This window comes from Adlercreutzia muris, assembly GCF_008831045.1.
GTDB lineage: Bacteria > Actinomycetota > Coriobacteriia > Coriobacteriales > Eggerthellaceae > Adlercreutzia > Adlercreutzia muris.
The window spans coordinates 1-15,936 of the sequence record NZ_WAJS01000002.1 but is presented as its reverse complement, the minus strand read 5'-3'; the positions used below and the strand labels follow the sequence as shown (position 1 = coordinate 15,936).

Sequence of the window (15,936 nt, the reverse complement as noted above, 5' to 3'; positions counted from 1 at the left end):
CGACGCTGCGGGCCCGACAGGCACCTGCCTCTGCGCTTCACCGCTTACCCTCACGTACAAAGTACGCTCGGCCGCGGTTTAGCACAGATCCAGGCACCTATCGGGCCCTCGCTGACTTCCTTGGGCGAACCCATGATGAGGAGTAAAAGAGTGAGAAAAGTGGAACTATTGGCTCCCGCCGGCAATGAGGCGGCGCTTCACGCGGCCGTGGCGGCCGGAGCCGATGCGGTGTACCTGGGGCTCGAGGCCTTCAATGCGCGGCGCGGCGCCGACAACTTCACCATCGACACGCTGCGGGAGGCCTGCGCCTATGCGCACCTGCGCGGTGTTTCGGTTTATGTGACCATGAACACGGTGATCCTGCCGGGCGAGGTAGATGCGGCGTTGGAATGCGTGCGCCAGGCCTACCGCGCCGGCGCCGACGGCTTCATCGTGCAGGATATCGGCCTGGCTGCCGAGATCACCCGCACGCTGCCCGAGGCATCGCTGCACCTGTCCACCCAGATGAACACCCACAATCTGGCCGGTGTGCGGGCAGCGGCCCGCCTGGGCGCCGAGCGCATCACCCTGGCTCGCGAGCTTTCCCTGCCCGAGGTGGCGCTTCTGTGCGCCGCCGCGGCCGAGGAGGGCATCGAGGTGGAGGTCTTCGCCCACGGGGCGCTCTGCGTGTGCTATTCCGGCCAGTGCTTCATGTCCTCTATGATCGGCGGCCGCTCGGCCAATCGCGGCATGTGCGCCCAGGCCTGCCGTTTGCCCTACGAGCTGAAGAACGGCGCGCTGCAGAAGAGCCTGCCCTCTCCGGGCGATCATCTGCTCTCGCCTCAAGATCTCTGCACGGTGGATATGGTGCCCCAGCTGGTGGAGGCCGGCGTGGCCTCCCTTAAAATCGAGGGTCGCATGAAGTCCCCCGAGTACGTGGCCGCCGTGGTGGCCGTCTACCGCAAGGCCCTCGACGGCGCCCTGGCCGCCCGGGCGGCCGAAGATGCCACTGAGGATGCAATCGAGGCCTCCGTTCCCACGGCGCCGGTTACCGACGATGACCGCACGCGCCTGGCCGAGGCCTTCTCCCGCGGCTTCACCACAGCCTATCTGGAAGGGGAGCGCGGCAACGCCATCATGAGCTACCAGCGCCCCAACAATCGTGGTCTGTTCCTCGGTCGGGTGGACGAGGTGCGCGACGGGGCCGCCTTCCTCAGCAGCTCCCAGGTTCTGGCCGAGGGCGACGTGCTGGAATTCTGGACCCGCAAGGGCAACGCCGTGGCCACCCTGGGCCCCGTGCGCATCGATCGGAAGGGCCGCTACCACATCCCTCTCGACAGCAAGACGCGCACGGTGCGTGCTGGCGACCGCGTCTTTCGCGTGCGCAGCGCCGAGGCCGCCTTCGTCGATGATGCTCGCGAGCCCCGGGTTCCCATCGTGGGCGTGGCCACGCTCCATGTGGGGGAGCCCCTCGCCGTGGAGTTCCGCCCCGCGACGGTGGCCGATCTGCGGCAGGTCGGCTTCATCGACGACGGCTCTCTGACCGAGGCCCTCGACAGCGCGACGGCCGACGGCCTGGCCGCCACGGCGGCCATCGCCCGCCGTCTCCAGGTGCTTCCCGAAGTTCCCGTGGGCAGCGCCGAGGGCGCGCCGGTGGAGACGGCCCGCACCCGCCCCGTCTCCTTCGACGACGTGGCGGCCCACGTCGACCGCTTGGGCAACACCCCCTTCCAGTTGGTGCGGCTCACGGTGGATATGGACGACGGGGTCGGCATCGGCTTCTCGGCCCTTCACGGCGTGCGGGCCCGGGCCCTCGATGATCTCGCCGCAGCGCTGAACGCCCCCTGGGCCGATCGCCGCCTGCCCCGGGTGGCCAATCGCGAGCCTTTGCCCGCAGCCCACCCGTCCGGCTGCCGCATCGCCGTCACCGTGACCAACCCCGCCTGCGCCCGTGCTGCCAAGCGCGCTGGGGCGCATCTCATCTACGTGCCGACCCTCAACTACCGCCGGGGCGAGGCGGTCATCGCCGGTCAGAAGAACATTGCCGCCGAGCAGGCCGGCTATCCCAAGGGCTGCATTCCCATCATGCCCGTGGTCGATCACGAGGCCGTCGGCCTGTCCCGCGAGGCCGCCGTGGCCTACGACGTGTGGAAGTACGCCGATGAGGGCAAGCCGCTCATGGCCGAGAGCCTCGCTTCCCTGGAGCGGGCCGACGAGGAGGGGGCGCTCATCAGCGTCGGCGCCCATGTGCCCGTCACCAACGAGCTGGCCCTGCGCACGGTGCGCGAGATGTACGGGGCCGAGCGCGTGTGGCTTTCCCCTGAGCTTACCCTGCGCCAGATCGAGGACCTTGCCCACGATGCCCCGCTGGAGCTGGGCGTGCTGCTCATCGGCGCCACCGAGCTCATGGTCACCGAGCACTGCATGCTCATGAGCCAGGGCCCCTGCAACGAGGACTGCGCCACCTGTCCCCGCCGCAAGAGCCCCCATTTCCTCAAGGATCGCAAGGGCTTCGAGTTCCCCGTCATCACCGATGCCATGGGCCGCAGCCACCTGTACAACGCCGTGGAGCTGGACGTGGCCTCGTCCATGCCCGAGCTCATGGCCGCCGGCATCTCCGCCTTCATGGTGGACGCCACCCTCATGAACGCCGAGGAGACCGCCCATGCTGTCGGCCGCGCCATCCGCGCCCTGCACGTGGCCCAAAACGACGGCAACGCCATCGCGAAAATGCCCAACACCACAAGCGGCCACCTGTATCGCGGTGTGAGCTAGGAGTTTCCGACAATATCCCACGCCCCGGCCCCATGCCCCGAACTGCAAGATCTGTCGCCCCGTATACAACAAGCGAAACATTATGCACAGCTACATAATGTTTCGCTGCATAATCTTCTCATCTCCTGACGAACCTGCTAGTATGCTATCTGCGATATTGGGTAGGTAAGCTGGGAGGGCGCATGAGCCGTTTTGTCGATCGCGACTCCGAGATGGAGACATTGGAGCGAGAGTATCGCCGCGAAGAGGCCTCGTTCGTCGTCATCTACGGCAGACGCCGGGTAGGGAAGACGGCCCTTATCAACGAGTTTTGCAAGAATAAGCCTGCACTGTACTATCTCGCCACCGAGGAATCGGAGAGCCAGAACCGCATGGCCTTTCACGACATGGTGGCGGATTTTCTGAAAACCCCCCTTGTCTCCCTGGCCTCGTTTGAAAGATGGGACGACTTGTTCGCCCTTCTCGCCGAGGCAGCCACACCGGAAGAGCGGCTCGTCATCGTCATCGACGAATTTCAGTACCTCGGCAAGGCCAACAAAGCGTTCCCCTCCATTTTCCAGCGTATTTGGGATACGCTGCTCAGCCGGAGCAACGTCATGGTAATCCTCTGCGGCTCGTTGGTGACGCTCATGAGCGCCCAAGTGCTCAATTACGAGAGCCCGCTGTACGGAAGGCGCACGGCGCAAATTCATATGCGACCGCTGCCATTTCGCTTTTACGGCGACTTTTTCGAGAACAAGAACCGCCGCGAGCTCGTGGAGTTCTACAGCGTGACGGGGGGCGTGCCGAAATACATCGAGCTGTTCGAAGACGAGTTGGATGTGTATCGCGCTATCAGCCGTAACGTGCTCAATCCCGACAGCTTCCTCTTCGACGAGCCGACGTTTCTGCTGCAGAAGGAGGTGTCGGAGATTGGCAGCTACTTCTCCATTATCAAGGCGATTGCGGCGGGCAACCAGAAGGCCGGCGCCATTGCGACGCGCCTGGAAGTGCCGCAGACGCATCTGTCGCGGTACCTTAAGACGCTGATCGCGCTCGATATGATCGAGCGGGAGGTTCCCGTGACCGAGCGGAATCCCGAGAATAGCAAGAAGAGCTTGTACCGCCTTAAGGACAATTTCCTTCAGTTTTGGTTCCAGTTTGTGCAGCCGGGTCTGAGCTACCTGGAGTCGGGTCATGCCGAGATGGTGCTCGACCGCCTCAAGAGGAGCTTTATCGACCGGCATGTCGCCTATGTCTACGAGGACATATGCCGGGCGCGTCTTTGGGATTTGTCGGCCCAGGGGGAGGTGCCGGTGTTCCTGGAAAAGGTGGGTCGATGGTGGGATGCCAGTGATGGGGAGATCGACGTTGTGGGCCTGTCGGAGGTCGACAACGCCATCGTGCTTGGTGAGTGCAAGTTCAAGAATGCCCCTATCGGCGTCGATGTGCTGACCGCCCTGGAGGAGAAGGGCCGACGGGTAGCATGGAGCGCTTCCGATCGCGCGGAATACTACGTTCTCTTCAGCATTAGCGGTTTCAGTGACGCCTTGCGTGAAATAGCCGAGCAACGTCCGAACGTAATTCTCGTCGATTGAGATCCGAGAGCTGATTGTCTGTCGCTAAATCGATAAGAGCGATTTTCTAGCGCCCGACAACGCTCTTGCTCTTCGCTTTCTAACACTTTATAATCCAATCTAAAAGAAAATTTAGATTGACTTAGAATTTGTTAGAGAAGGAAATTGAAGTGGGAAATCCGTTCAATCCGGGTGCCGGTAGAAAGCCGCCCTATCTTGCAGGTCGTGGCAAAGTGACCTCGTCCGTCAAGACCGACATGCGCCGCGTCTACGAGGACTCGGAAGGCATGCGCCCCGTTATTGTCTCCGGATTGCGCGGGATGGGGAAGACGGTGCTGCTGCGCGAGTTGGATGATTTCGCCCGTTCCCAAGGGTGGGTGGCCATTTGGGTCGAGGCATCAAAAGGGGACTCCCTGGCAAGAAAGCTCGCCCAGGCAATCTATGTAGAGCTGAGGCGCTTGCGCAGCGCGGAACGGTTGACAGGCCGCGCGTTCGAGCACGCGCTGGCCGTCCTGCGGTCTTTCCAGCTAAAGATTGATCCCTCCGGCGCCTACTCGTTTGGCATAGACATCGACCCTGCTAAGGGGTATGCAGATTCGGGGGACCTCTCTCTCGATTTAGGGGATCTCCTAGGAGCCCTTGGCGAGGCGGCCCGCGATGCGGGAACGGCGGTGCTTATCTGCATTGACGAGCTGCAGGAAGCTTCCATCGACGACTTGCGGGCGCTCAACGTGGCGCTTCACAATATCGGTCAGGGAAGCGCGCCCGTGCCGGTGTTCTTCGTCGGGGCCGGTCTTCCAACGCTTCCGGCCGTGTTGGCCGAGGCTTCTACCTATGCGGAAAGAATGTACCGCTTCTACACCTTGGACACGCTTGATGCTGGGGCTGCCAGGGCCGCTTATGTCGAGCCGGTGGAGGAGCTAGGAAGTCGCTGGGAAAGTGATGCGCTTAACGCGGCGATTGAAGCGGCGGCTGGGTACCCCTATTTCATTCAGCAGTGCGGGTTTTGTATTTGCGAGCAGATAGAGCCTCCTGCGGCTATCACGGTTGTTGAAGTGACAGCGGGGATCGAGCTCGCGCGAGAGGAGCTGGCGCGAGGGCTTTACCGTTCACGGTGGGACCGTGCCACCGTGAAGGGCAAGGAGTTTATGCGCGCCATGGCAATCGACGACGGCGCCTCTCAGCTCGGTGACATAGCGCAGCGTATGGGGAAGAAGAGCGCGAATGGCCTCTCTGTGCTACGTGATCGTTTGATTCGCGATGGTCTCATCTACGCGCCGGAGCGAGGCTACGTTGCTTTCACCGTCCCCGGAATGGCTGATTACATCGAGCGAGCCGAGGAAATGTAGCGGAATCCTTGTGCGTGACGGCCGGGGATCCTGTCCGCACCGCTGTTGTGGCGACAGCTGCGAATCAGGTCGCGAACGACAGATTGGGAGAAAACAGCGCCGCCCCGAGATTACCCGGGGCGGCGGGGGGAGGGTGATTTGCGCCTAGGCTAACTTGCCGCGATGTCTTGCGCTATCATGCGCGCAAAAGTGACGGTGCGTCCGCAGGCGTGTCCCGTGGCGAGGTTGGGGTAGGTCATGGAATAATAGGCTCCTGAATCGTTTCCGGTGACATAGAGCCCCTCGATGATCGTTCCGTCGGCGCGCAATGCCTGCCCGTGAGTGTTCACCACAATGCCGTCCATGGTGCAAAGCATGGCGCCGGTGGTGCGCACTCCGTAGAATGGCGGTTTGCGCACGGGGGAAAGCCGGAAGGGCTCTTTGCCAAAGTCGGGGTCGTTACCGTTGTCGTAGTTCTCGTTGTTGCGGTTTATCGTTTCGACGAGAGCATCGGCGGGCAGCCCGAGCTTTTCAGCCAGCTCCTCAATGGTGTCGGCTTGTTGAATATGGCCCATCTCCAGCAAGCCGTCGTTCATGGCTGCCGCGATGTCGGCCGTGAAATTGGGCGGCGCCCCGTTGTCGAATTCGAACAGGCGAGAGCACCCGTGCATATCGAATTGCTCGGCATAGGTCATCCAATCGGCATCCCAGAGGCACACATGGATATTGCCGGGCTGGGAGGCGTCGGCATGCAGAATGTAGTCGTAGGTTCCCGACTCGTTACAGAAGCGCTCCCCATTGAGGTTCACCTTAAGCCATGGCTGGGAGCCCATCCAGAAGACTTGTCCTTCGGTATTGTCGATACCTCCGAGTGCGTCGGGCGCGACGCTGGAGCGATCGAAGAGCATGCTTGAATGGGTCTCGTCCATCTTCGCGCCGGCCCACAGGCAGGCCCTGATGCCATCGCCCTCGCAACCGGGCTGCGCTGAGTTGTAAGAGAAAATGCTCGTGGTGTGGGGCTGGAGCTGCTTCATCAGCTTGTCATTGCGCCCGTAGCCGCCCGTGCACACGAGAGTCCCTTTACGCGCGTTTATGCGAATGAAGCCCTCCTCGCCCTCGGCCCAGGCGCCGACGACGCGGTCGTCCTCCATGATGAGGCTTCTCATAGGCGTTTGGAAGCGAAAGGAGACGGCTCCTGTTTTCTCGGCATGGTCTTTGAGTACCTCGAATCCATTCAGTGACCCGTCTGCGGGCCAAGCGGGGGAATGTCCCGTGGCCCAGTGCGGGTAGTTGGGCTCGTTCTTTTCCTCGGCGTGCTCATGCCACAATGTGATGCCGTATTCGGCTAAAAGATTCTCGTACCAATCGACCGTTTCGCCCGATCGCTCGAACCAAACGTGGTGCAGGGCCATGTTGCACTGTCCCGCGGCGTAGTGGTACATGTCCTTCATAAAGGCCTGCTTGTCAATGGTGTAGCCGCTTTGCTGCTGGAGGCGAGAGTTCACTGCCCCAATGTCGTCGCGTACGACTCCGCCGTTTGTCTTGTCGATGACAAGCGTCTCCAGGCCTGCTTCACCTGCCGCGCAGGCGGCGAACAGGCCTCCAGTGCCTGCGCCGATGACGAGGAAGTCGGTCTCGATGGTTTCAACGACCTCGTCGTCGCTGATGACGGGCGGCTCGCCGGGCCACGGGGAGGTCGTGTCGGCGCCGGTTTCGGCAAGTGCCTCATCGGGGTTCGCTGACTCGGCGGACTTGGGCGCGCATCCCGCAAGGCTGGCAAGGGAACCTGCGGCGAGCAGGGAGCTGCCGGCGAGAAAGCTGCGGCGTGAGAGTGATGTTCGTATTTGGTCTGTGCTCACGATAGTCTCCTAACGATGATTGTCCGGTTGGGATTGCTTTTGATCGGTGGGCCTGCGGTGCTAGGCGGTAGCGGTTCCGTAGAGCGCTTCCGCTACAGAGTGCCCGGCACCAAGAGAGCCCACGCCGCGGCCTCCGCATGCGGCCTCGCCGACGACGTAAAGGTTAGGCACGGGGTTGCCATTCGCATCGAGAGCGCGATGCTCGGAATCCGTGGAGACGCCGTCCATAGTGATGTGCATGGCCCACGTGCGGGGCGAGGCGTAAAACGGCGGTGTCTCGAGGCGCGCCTTCGGCCCGAAGCTGGAACGACCGAAGTCCGGGTCGTTGAGCGAGTCGCACATCTGATTGTACTTCTCGACCGTTCCCAAGAAGGTCTTCTCGTCGACGCCCATGAGCGACGCCAACTCTTCGAGGGTGTCCGCCCGGTAGAGAATGCCTCGCTCGATGGCGTACTCAACGTCCATGCCCGTGTGCGTGTGGCCGTCGGTGATCATAGCGCTGTCGTGATCGACCACCTGGAAGCCCACGCCGTTCTCTTGGTTCATAAGGGCGATCGTCATGTCGGTGCGGCTGCCTCCCTCGTCGCAGAAGCGCTCGCCGGCTTTGTTCACATAGATGCTTTCGTTGGTTGTTCCAACGGTGGTCTCGGTGGCATAGAGCACGGTATCCACGAAGGGGAAGACCATCTGGTTGAAGTCGAGCTCGCCAAAAGCAGCGCCGGCTTCCATGGCCATGCGGATGCCGTCGCCGGTGTGACCGTAGTTGTTGTCGCAATGGAAGGCGGACAATTCGTCCCAGTGCCACATCTTGTCATGCTCTTTGAGCATGTCCTGGTTGTCTGCATATCCGCCGGAGGCCACGACAACAGCGTCTTTCGCCTTTACGGTATAAGTAGTTCCGTCGGCGGCGCAGGTGCCTTTGACGCCGACGACCGTTTTCCCCTCGGTGAGAAGTTCCTCGGCGGCGGTGGCGAACAAGATGGTGAGGTCGAGCCCGTCCATTTCGCGCTCGAAGGTGTTGAAGTAGCCCTCGCCATTTACGTCCTCGCTCGACCCGGAGAAGTGGGCCCACGAGTATCCGGGAATGGCTACAAGGGGCATCCAGGGGTAGTTCATGGTGCTGAGCCATTCAACGCCGGAGGCGACGTCGGTGGCGTAGGTATGCTGAAAATCGTAGGTATTTCCCTCGAGCATGCGCAATTGTAGCCCCAGGAACTCGGGCGAGCTGAAGAGCTTGGTGTTGCCTGATTCGTAGTAGTCGTCCCACTGTTTCTGGACGGCCTCGACGACTGACGGGTCGGTGCCCGCGTCTAAGTTGAACTGTAGGATCTCTTGGAAGATGTCGGTATAACCGTCGTTGGTGTCGACGCGCAGTTCGGCGGGCGCCTGAGTATGCTCGATGAAACCGCCGCTTACTAGGGCGTTTCCTCCCATACTGGAAGACTTCTCGAACACAATTACCTTTGCGCCGCGTTGGGCCGCCGCCAGGGCGCACGCCATGCCCGAGATGCCGGCGCCGATGACCACAAGATCGCCTTCCAGCTCCTCCGATCCCCCCGACTTTTCGGGACCCGGGACGGTTTTGAGCGCGGTGACGTCGCCGCCGGCCTGCTCTGCGCACTGGGCCACTGCGTCCAGCACGGCCATGCTGGTGAGCGTGGCTCCCGTTACGGTGTCAAGGCCGAGCGACTGGAATTCGACGATCTGCTCGGGGAGCTTGCCGAGGGCCGCTTGCGCGATGCGCTCCGTCTCGCCGTGATCGATAATTTCGACAGACTCGATAGCGTCGCTGGAAAAGTTCGTCTCCACGGTAATATCGCTCTTCTTGCCGAATGATGTTGCCCGGTACGTTCCCTCGGCGTAAGTCGTCGAGGTCCCAGATCCGGTGTCGCTGAGGGTGTCGCTCTCAGCGCGCGGTGCGCACCCAAGGGAGCCAGAAGCTACCGCCCCCGCTGAGATAACGGCGGAAAGTTGAAGAAACTGGCGCCTACTGAAATCTGCTCCTCTTTTTGTCCCCATAGGGTTCCTCCCATCGTGTCCGATGTCTCTTGCCGTAATGTGTGACGGCCTTCGATCAGTATTGTGAGGGCGAGGAGCTTCGGAAATTCTTGCAGTATGGAGTGATATTTATGCAGAGAGTGTATAATTGAGGCGTTGTTGAAAACATCGGGGGGATGGAAAAGGGGCAGAGGTGTTTTGCGTAGAGTATCTTCGTGATTTTCTCGCCGTAGCCGATACTCTAAGCTATACCGAGGCCGCGCGGCGCCTCTATTCCAGCCAAGCAACGGTCAGCCGTCGCGTTGCGGCTCTTGAAAGGGAGTTAGGCGTCCCTCTTTTCAATCGCACTACACGTGAGGTGCAACTGAGCGAGGCCGGCGCTGTGGCCGTAAAGTACTTTCGCCAAATGGATGATTGCTACAAAAGCGCTCTTGAGGCTATTGATGCTATTCGGTTTGCTCGGCCGCCTCTGCGCTTGAGCTGTCCGGATTATTGGCTTGACAGCTATATTGAGCCCCTGGTTCTCTTCGCCGGCCAGCAAGCTTTCGATTCAGGGATTCAATTGGAGTCCAATAGCCCTCAGCGGGGGATTGAGCTTGTGGGAAGCGGCGAGTGCGACCTTGCCTTCGGCGCCGCTGTCCCCACACATGTGGATCGGCGCATCGCCATGCGCCCCTTCGCGCACGAGCAGGTTGTGGCGATTATCTGGAAGGGCAGCGAGCTTGCCTGTCGGGGTGCAGTGACACCAGAAGTGCTGAAGGAGGTGCCCCTCGTTTTGCTCGGCAACAAGGAAAGAGATTACGAGCGCATGAATTCTGCGCTTCTCGCGCCCTTTGTCGCGGCAGGTTGCGTGCCGGAGGAAATTACCTATGTGGGGCAGGTTGAAACACTGGCGATGGCGCTTTTGGAACGCCGCGGGTTCACGTTGGCTCCGCAGTCGGTAGGGCGACTGCATCGGGATTATCTCGTGGTGGTGCCCTTTGCGGAGCCTGAGCCGCAACTGCCTCTGTGTCTCTACTACCGAGCCGACAACCTGAGTGAACGTGTGGTGAAGTTCATGGAGCTGGCTGAGCATTTCGCCGACTCTAGGAGGCTTTGATGATGCGTATTCGATCGGCCTATCGGGCAGAAAGCTGATGGTGGCTGGTAGCGTAGCAAAACATTATGCACCGCAACATAATGTTTTGCTGCATAATCTTCCAATTCTTTAGAAAGCATGCTAGCATGCAGTGCGAGCATTAAGCGTTCAAGCTGGGAGGTTTCATGGGTCGCTTTATCGATCGCCAGTCCGAAAGAGAAACCCTGGAACGGGAATACTGCCGAGAAGAGGCCTCCTTCGTTGTCGTCTACGGCAGACGTCGGGTGGGGAAGACGGCTCTGATCAACGAGTTTTGCAAGAATAAGCCTGCACTGTACTATCTCGCCACCGAGGAATCGGAGAATCAGAATCGCATGGCCTTTCGCGATATGGTGGCGGATTTTCTGAAAACCCCCCTTGTCTCCCAGGCCTCGTTTGAAAGATGGGACGACTTGTTCGCCCTTCTCGCCGAGGCAGCCACACCGGAAGAGCGCCTCGTCATCGTTATCGACGAATTCCAGTACCTCGGCAAGGCCAACAGCGCGTTTCCCTCGATCTTCCAGCGCATCTGGGACACGATGCTCGGCCAGCGCAACGTCATGGTCATCCTCTGCGGCTCGCTCGTGACGCTCATGGGCGCTCAGGTGCTCGACTATGAGAGTCCCCTGTATGGAAGACGCACAGCGCAAATTCACCTGCGTCCGCTGCCGTTTCGCTTCTATGGGGATTTCTTCGAGGGCAAGAGCCGGCGGGAGCTCGTGGAGTTCTACAGCGTGACGGGAGGCGTCCCGAAGTACATCGAGCTGTTCGAGGACGAATCGGACGTGTATCGCGCCATCAGCCGCAACGTGCTCAACCCCGACAGCTTCCTCTTCGACGAGCCGACGTTTCTTCTGCAGAAAGAGGTGTCGGAGATTGGCAGCTACTTCTCCATCATCAAGGCGATTGCGGCGGGTAACCGGAAAGCCGGTGCCATCGCGGGCCGCCTGGAAGTGCCGCAAACGCACCTGTCTCGCTATTTCAAGACGCTCGTTTCGCTGGACATGATCGAGCGCGAAGTGCCCGTAACGGAGAAGAATCCCGAGAACAGCAAGAAGAGCCTCTATCGTCTCAAGGACAACTTCCTCCAGTTCTGGTTCCAGTTCGTCCAGCCGGGTCTGAGCTACCTGGAATCGGGTCATGGGGAGTTAGTGCTCGACCGCCTGAAGAAGAGCTTCATCGATCGCCATGTCGCCTACGTCTACGAGGACGTGTGCCGCGCGGAGCTCTGGGATCTTTCGGCCCAGGGAATCGTGCCGATGTTCCTGGAAAAGGTGGGTCGTTGGTGGGACGCCAAGGACGGGGAGATCGATATCGTAGGACTTTCGGAGGCCGACAGCGCCATCGTCTTCGGCGAGTGCAAGTTCAAGAACGGCCCCATTGGCGTCGACGTGCTGACCGTCCTGGAGGAGAAGAGCCGCCGCGTGAAATGGGGCGACCCCGATCGCGCGGAGCATTTCGTCCTCTTCAGCATCGCCGGCTTCAGCGATGCGCTGCGCGAGGTCGCCGAACAGCGTCCGAATGTGCTGCTGTTCGAGTGAACGGGACGATGGGCTCGGGTGATACGCGGCAGGGGCATCGCGCGCTGTCGTTGCGGTGAAAGGGCGCCACTCCCGCTGGAGGTGCAGGGCTTTCGTCGTTCTTGTGCTAGAATCGCCTACACTTATATATTGGTACAGCGAAAACGAGAAAAGCGGGTGCTTCATGCTTACTCCTGAGGAACAACTGCACATCATCAAATCCGGGACGGCACAGATCGTGCCGGAGGCGGCGCTTTTGGAGAAGCTCAAGCGCGGCGTGCCGCTGAACGTGAAGCTCGGTGTCGACCCGACGGCCCCCGACATCCATCTGGGCCATGCGGTGCCCCTGCGCAAGCTGCGCCAGTTCCAGGATCTGGGGCATCAAGTGACCCTCATCATCGGCGACGGCACGGCGCTCATCGGCGATCCGTCCGGCCGCAACTCCACGCGCCCGCAGCTTTCCCGCGAGCAGATCCAGGAGAACGCCCAAACCTACGTCGACCAGGCCTTCAAGGTGCTCGACCCGGAGAAGACCGTCCTGCGCTACAACTCCGAGTGGATCCTCGATTTGGATATGGAGCAGCTCCTGAAGCTGCTGGCGAATTTCACCGTGGCACGCATCTTGGAACGCGACGACTTCCACAACCGCTACACGTCCGGGCAATCCATCAGCCTGCACGAGTTCCTCTATCCGGTCATGCAGGCCTACGACTCCGTGGTCATCAAGGCCGACGTGGAGCTCGGCGGCACCGACCAGCTGTTCAACCTGCTTGCCGGCCGCGAGCTCATGGAGAAAATGGGCATGGAGCCCCAGGTCTGCCTCACTCTGCCGCTTCTGGAGGGCACCGACGGCGTGAAGAAGATGTCGAAGAGCTACGGCAACTACATCGGGCTCACCGACGAGCCGGCCGACATGTTCGGCAAGGTCATGTCCATCCCCGACGAGCTTATGGTGAAGTACTACCGCCTGGCCTCCACCGAGTCCGTCGACGAGATTGACGCCATCGAGGCGGGGCTGGCGGCCGATGAGCTGCATCCCAACAAGGTGAAGCGGGCGCTCGCCCGCAACATCGTGGCCGCCTACCATGGTAATCTTGCGGCTGAGGAGGCCGAGGCCGCTTTCGACCTCGTGTTCAAGCAGCATGCCGTCCCCGAGGACATCGCCGAGTTCGCCGCCGACCTGACCCCCAACGACGAGGGGCTCGTCTATGTGGCGCGCCTCATCCACCAGGCGGGGCTCGCGAGCAGCGTGAGCGAGGCGCGCAGCCTCATCGATCAGGGCGGCGTGAAGGTCAACGGCGAGGCTTTGGCCCCCAAGGCCTACAATGTGGAGCCGGCCCTGCTGGAGGGGGCCGTCATTCAGGTGGGCAAGCGCAAGTTCGTCCGCCTCGTGTAGGCCTTCTCGCGTCGGCAGCGGGCGTTCCGAAAAGTTTTCAAATTTCTTGCAAGGATTCGCAAGGCTGAATCGTGTTACTTGCAGAGACGGAAGAGAACTCAAGGAGGAGCTTGAACCATGAAGAAGTCCACATTCGCCATTATCATCGCGCTCGTTGCGGCTCTGTGTGTGCCGGCAGTGGCGTTTGCCACGCTTTCTCCGAGCCCTGCGGCTGAGCCGATTGCCCCGGCCCAGGCTCCCAAGCCGGCCGCCCAGGCCAAGGCTAATCCAGCTCCCGAGGCTCCGGCCGAGGCCGAGAAGGTCGCTGCGGCGGACGAGGCCCCCGAGCCCGAGGCGGTTCCCGAGTCTGGGGCCCTGCCGGCTCCCGAGGGCCAGGACGCTTCCCGTGCCTACGGCTATCACCATCCCGAGAATCACATCGGCGCCTGCGGTGGCTACGTCGATGCCGACGGCGATGGCGCTTGCGACAGCTGCGGTGCCACTGGAGCCGCTTGCCCGGGCTACGTCGATGCCGACGGCAACGGCGTCTGCGACAACTACGGCAACGGTACTGGTAACGGTAATGGCGCTGGCAATGGCAACGGCGGTGGCCGTGGTTACGTGGACGACAACGATAACGATGTCTGCGACAACTACGAGAACGGCACCGGCGGTCGCGGCCACCATGGCGGTGGTCATGGTCGCGGCCACGGGTGCATGCGCTAGGCTGTCCCCGATCGGTGCGGGCCGCTGACGACATAGAGCAAGCCATGACGCGCCACGGCGATACCGTCTGGCGCGTCTGCCTTAATGCCCTGTGCCGCTCTGCCGATGCGGAAGACGCTTTTCAGGATGCGTTTCTGAAGTACGCCCTCGCCGACGAAAAGGCCTTTGCCGACGAGGAGCATCGTAAGGCGTGGCTCATCCGCGTCGCCACCAATACCTGTCGCGATATGCAGCGACGAGCTGCATGGAACGCGCCTTCGTTGGAGGCGGAGGGCTGCACCGCCGACACTCCCGTGTCCAGCGACCCCGCCGTCCAGCCCGATTCCCGTATCGCCGAGGTGCTCGATGCCATGAACAACCTCGACGATCCGCCCCGCACCCCCGTGTACCTCGCCCTTTACGAGGGCTATACGGCCCCTGAGATCGCCACCATGATGGATGCCCCGGTGAACACCGTCTACAGCTGGATCGCCCGCGGCAAGAAGACGCTGAAGGAGGCTCTGCAATGACCGATATCGAACAGCGCCTGCGCGAAGCCTACGAATCCCAGCATCTTCCCGCCCCCGTGCGTGCCCGCACCCTCGCCGCCATTGAAGAGGCTCGTCATTGCCAGGAGGGCGGCGGTCGGGTGGTTTCCCCCCAGCCGTGCGCTGGCCTTTCCTCGCAGGCCGAGGCAGCCGAGGTGGCGAGCCCGTTCTCGCTCCCCGCCCTTTCCCCCGCTGAGACGGAAGCTCCGGTCCGGGGAGCCGTCGCGTCTGCGCCTCTTCGTCGCCGGCCGCGCGCTCGTTTCGTGACGGCACTGGCAGCGTGCCTGCTGCTCGTATTGGCAGCTTTCGGCGTCTACGGAGTCTATCAGACGCCTTCGGCCTATGTGGATATCGACGTGAACCCGGCCATCGAACTGGCCGTGAACCCCTTCGGTGTGGTCATCGGCGCCGACGCCCTCAACGATGACGGTCGCACGGTGCTTGACGCGGTGCCCGTGCTGCATCGCTCTTACAAGGACGCGATCGATGCCCTCATGGCCAGTGAGGTTTTCGCCTCCTATGCTGACGCCGATGCCTTCATCGACATCAATGTCGTGTCGGAGAACGACCGCCTGGGATCAGATCTTGTGGCCCAGAGCGATGCCGCCATGGCCTCCATGCCCTGCGAGCACGCCTGTCAGCGCACCGACGCCGACACGCGCGACGCCGCGGCAGAGGTGGGCCTGTGCGTCGGTCGCTACCAGGCGGCCCAGGAACTTATGGAGCTCGATCCCTCCTATACGCTCGAAGACTGCGCTTCCATGTCCATGCGCCAGCTGCGCGATCACATTGATGCCTGCCACAGCGAAGGCGCGGGAGACGAGGCTTCCATCGCTTCCTCCGGAAGCGGTGCGCATCAGGGCCGTGGAGGCGGTCACGGCGGTCACGGCCGCCACGGAAATTAGTTTTTCCAAAAAAGCCGAAAATCCCCCCTTGCGCGATCCGCCGGACGGTGTATCATATGCAGTCCGCGCTCGGGGAAGGCGCGGCCGCCGGACCCCAGGGCCGCGGGCGGGGGGGCGGCTCCGAAAGAATTTCGAAAAAAGTTCTTGACAAGACCGGAGCCGACCTGTAAAGTACTTCCTTGCGCCGCTCGCGAGAGACGGCGGCGGGCGAGGCCCGCGGAACCTTGACAACCGGATACTGAGGATGGAGCCCGAGACGAGTTCTCGGGCG

At 61.7% G+C, this 15,936-nt stretch carries 11 protein-coding genes; 9 read left to right on the top strand and 2 right to left on the bottom strand.

All coding sequences use genetic code 11. From position 1 onward, the window contains the following. Positions 1–159: 159 nt before the first annotated feature. The 3 genes from F8D48_RS00900 (at position 160) to F8D48_RS00890 (ending at position 5,659) form a co-directional block, all read left to right on the top strand. Positions 160–2,754, top strand: coding sequence for a U32 family peptidase (locus F8D48_RS00900; RefSeq protein WP_338071842.1), 2,595 nt, complete (start codon positions 160–162; stop codon positions 2,752–2,754). 182 nt (positions 2,755–2,936) lie between these two features. Further along, entirely contained in the window at positions 2,937–4,331 is a 1,395-nt protein-coding gene (locus tag F8D48_RS00895; RefSeq protein WP_151429586.1) for an ATP-binding protein, read from the top strand. Between the two features lie 149 nt (positions 4,332–4,480). After that, the gene (locus tag F8D48_RS00890; RefSeq protein ID WP_151429585.1) at positions 4,481–5,659 is read left to right on the top strand and encodes an ATP-binding protein; all 1,179 of its coding nucleotides are present in this window, start codon (positions 4,481–4,483) and stop codon (positions 5,657–5,659) included. Between the two features lie 149 nt (positions 5,660–5,808). Here the strand turns inward: F8D48_RS00890 and F8D48_RS00885 are convergent, their stop codons facing one another. Next, positions 5,809–7,497, bottom strand: coding sequence for an FAD-dependent oxidoreductase (locus tag F8D48_RS00885; RefSeq protein ID WP_240806158.1), 1,689 nt, complete (start codon positions 7,495–7,497; stop codon positions 5,809–5,811). A gap of 60 nt (positions 7,498–7,557) precedes the next feature. Then, on the bottom strand, positions 7,558–9,516 hold the full coding sequence (locus F8D48_RS00880) for an FAD-dependent oxidoreductase (protein ID WP_151429584.1): 1,959 nt from the start codon (positions 9,514–9,516) through the stop codon (positions 7,558–7,560). A gap of 172 nt (positions 9,517–9,688) precedes the next feature. Here F8D48_RS00880 and F8D48_RS00875 point away from each other — a divergent pair, with 172 nt between their 5' ends. From F8D48_RS00875 to F8D48_RS00850, 6 genes are all read left to right on the top strand, one after another. Beyond that, positions 9,689–10,594: a LysR family transcriptional regulator gene (locus F8D48_RS00875; RefSeq protein ID WP_151429583.1), complete on the top strand. Its 906-nt coding sequence runs from the start codon at positions 9,689–9,691 to the stop codon at positions 10,592–10,594. Positions 10,595–10,758: 164 nt separating this feature from the next. Continuing rightward, positions 10,759–12,153, top strand: coding sequence for an ATP-binding protein (locus tag F8D48_RS00870; protein ID WP_151429582.1), 1,395 nt, complete (start codon positions 10,759–10,761; stop codon positions 12,151–12,153). Positions 12,154–12,316: 163 nt separating this feature from the next. Continuing rightward, positions 12,317–13,528 (top strand): tyrosine--tRNA ligase, encoded by a 1,212-nt coding sequence (gene tyrS / locus F8D48_RS00865; protein ID WP_151429581.1) that lies wholly within the window; start codon positions 12,317–12,319, stop codon positions 13,526–13,528. Between the two features lie 117 nt (positions 13,529–13,645). Continuing rightward, a complete protein-coding gene (locus F8D48_RS11760) occupies positions 13,646–14,233 on the top strand; it encodes a hypothetical protein (protein ID WP_205717300.1) in 588 nt (195 codons plus the stop codon). Next, positions 14,221–14,742, top strand: coding sequence for an RNA polymerase sigma factor (locus tag F8D48_RS00855; RefSeq protein ID WP_321194229.1), 522 nt, complete (start codon positions 14,221–14,223; stop codon positions 14,740–14,742). The genes F8D48_RS11760 and F8D48_RS00855 overlap by 13 nt, the downstream gene beginning before the upstream one ends. Further along, on the top strand, positions 14,739–15,665 hold the full coding sequence (locus tag F8D48_RS00850) for an anti-sigma-I factor RsgI family protein (RefSeq protein WP_151429580.1): 927 nt from the start codon (positions 14,739–14,741) through the stop codon (positions 15,663–15,665). Before F8D48_RS00855 ends, F8D48_RS00850 begins: the two co-directional genes overlap by 4 nt. Positions 15,666–15,936 lie beyond the last annotated feature (271 nt).

Coding starts and splice junctions, on each gene's coding strand:
- F8D48_RS00895 (WP_151429586.1), top strand. CDS start 2,937: ATGAGCCGTTTTGTCGATCGCGACTCCGAGATGGAGACATTGGAGCGA.
- F8D48_RS11760 (WP_205717300.1), top strand. CDS start 13,646: ATGAAGAAGTCCACATTCGCCATTATCATCGCGCTCGTTGCGGCTCTG.
- F8D48_RS00870 (WP_151429582.1), top strand. CDS start 10,759: ATGGGTCGCTTTATCGATCGCCAGTCCGAAAGAGAAACCCTGGAACGG.
- tyrS (WP_151429581.1), top strand. CDS start 12,317: ATGCTTACTCCTGAGGAACAACTGCACATCATCAAATCCGGGACGGCA.
- F8D48_RS00880 (WP_151429584.1), bottom strand. CDS start 9,516: ATGGGGACAAAAAGAGGAGCAGATTTCAGTAGGCGCCAGTTTCTTCAA.
- F8D48_RS00850 (WP_151429580.1), top strand. CDS start 14,739: ATGACCGATATCGAACAGCGCCTGCGCGAAGCCTACGAATCCCAGCAT.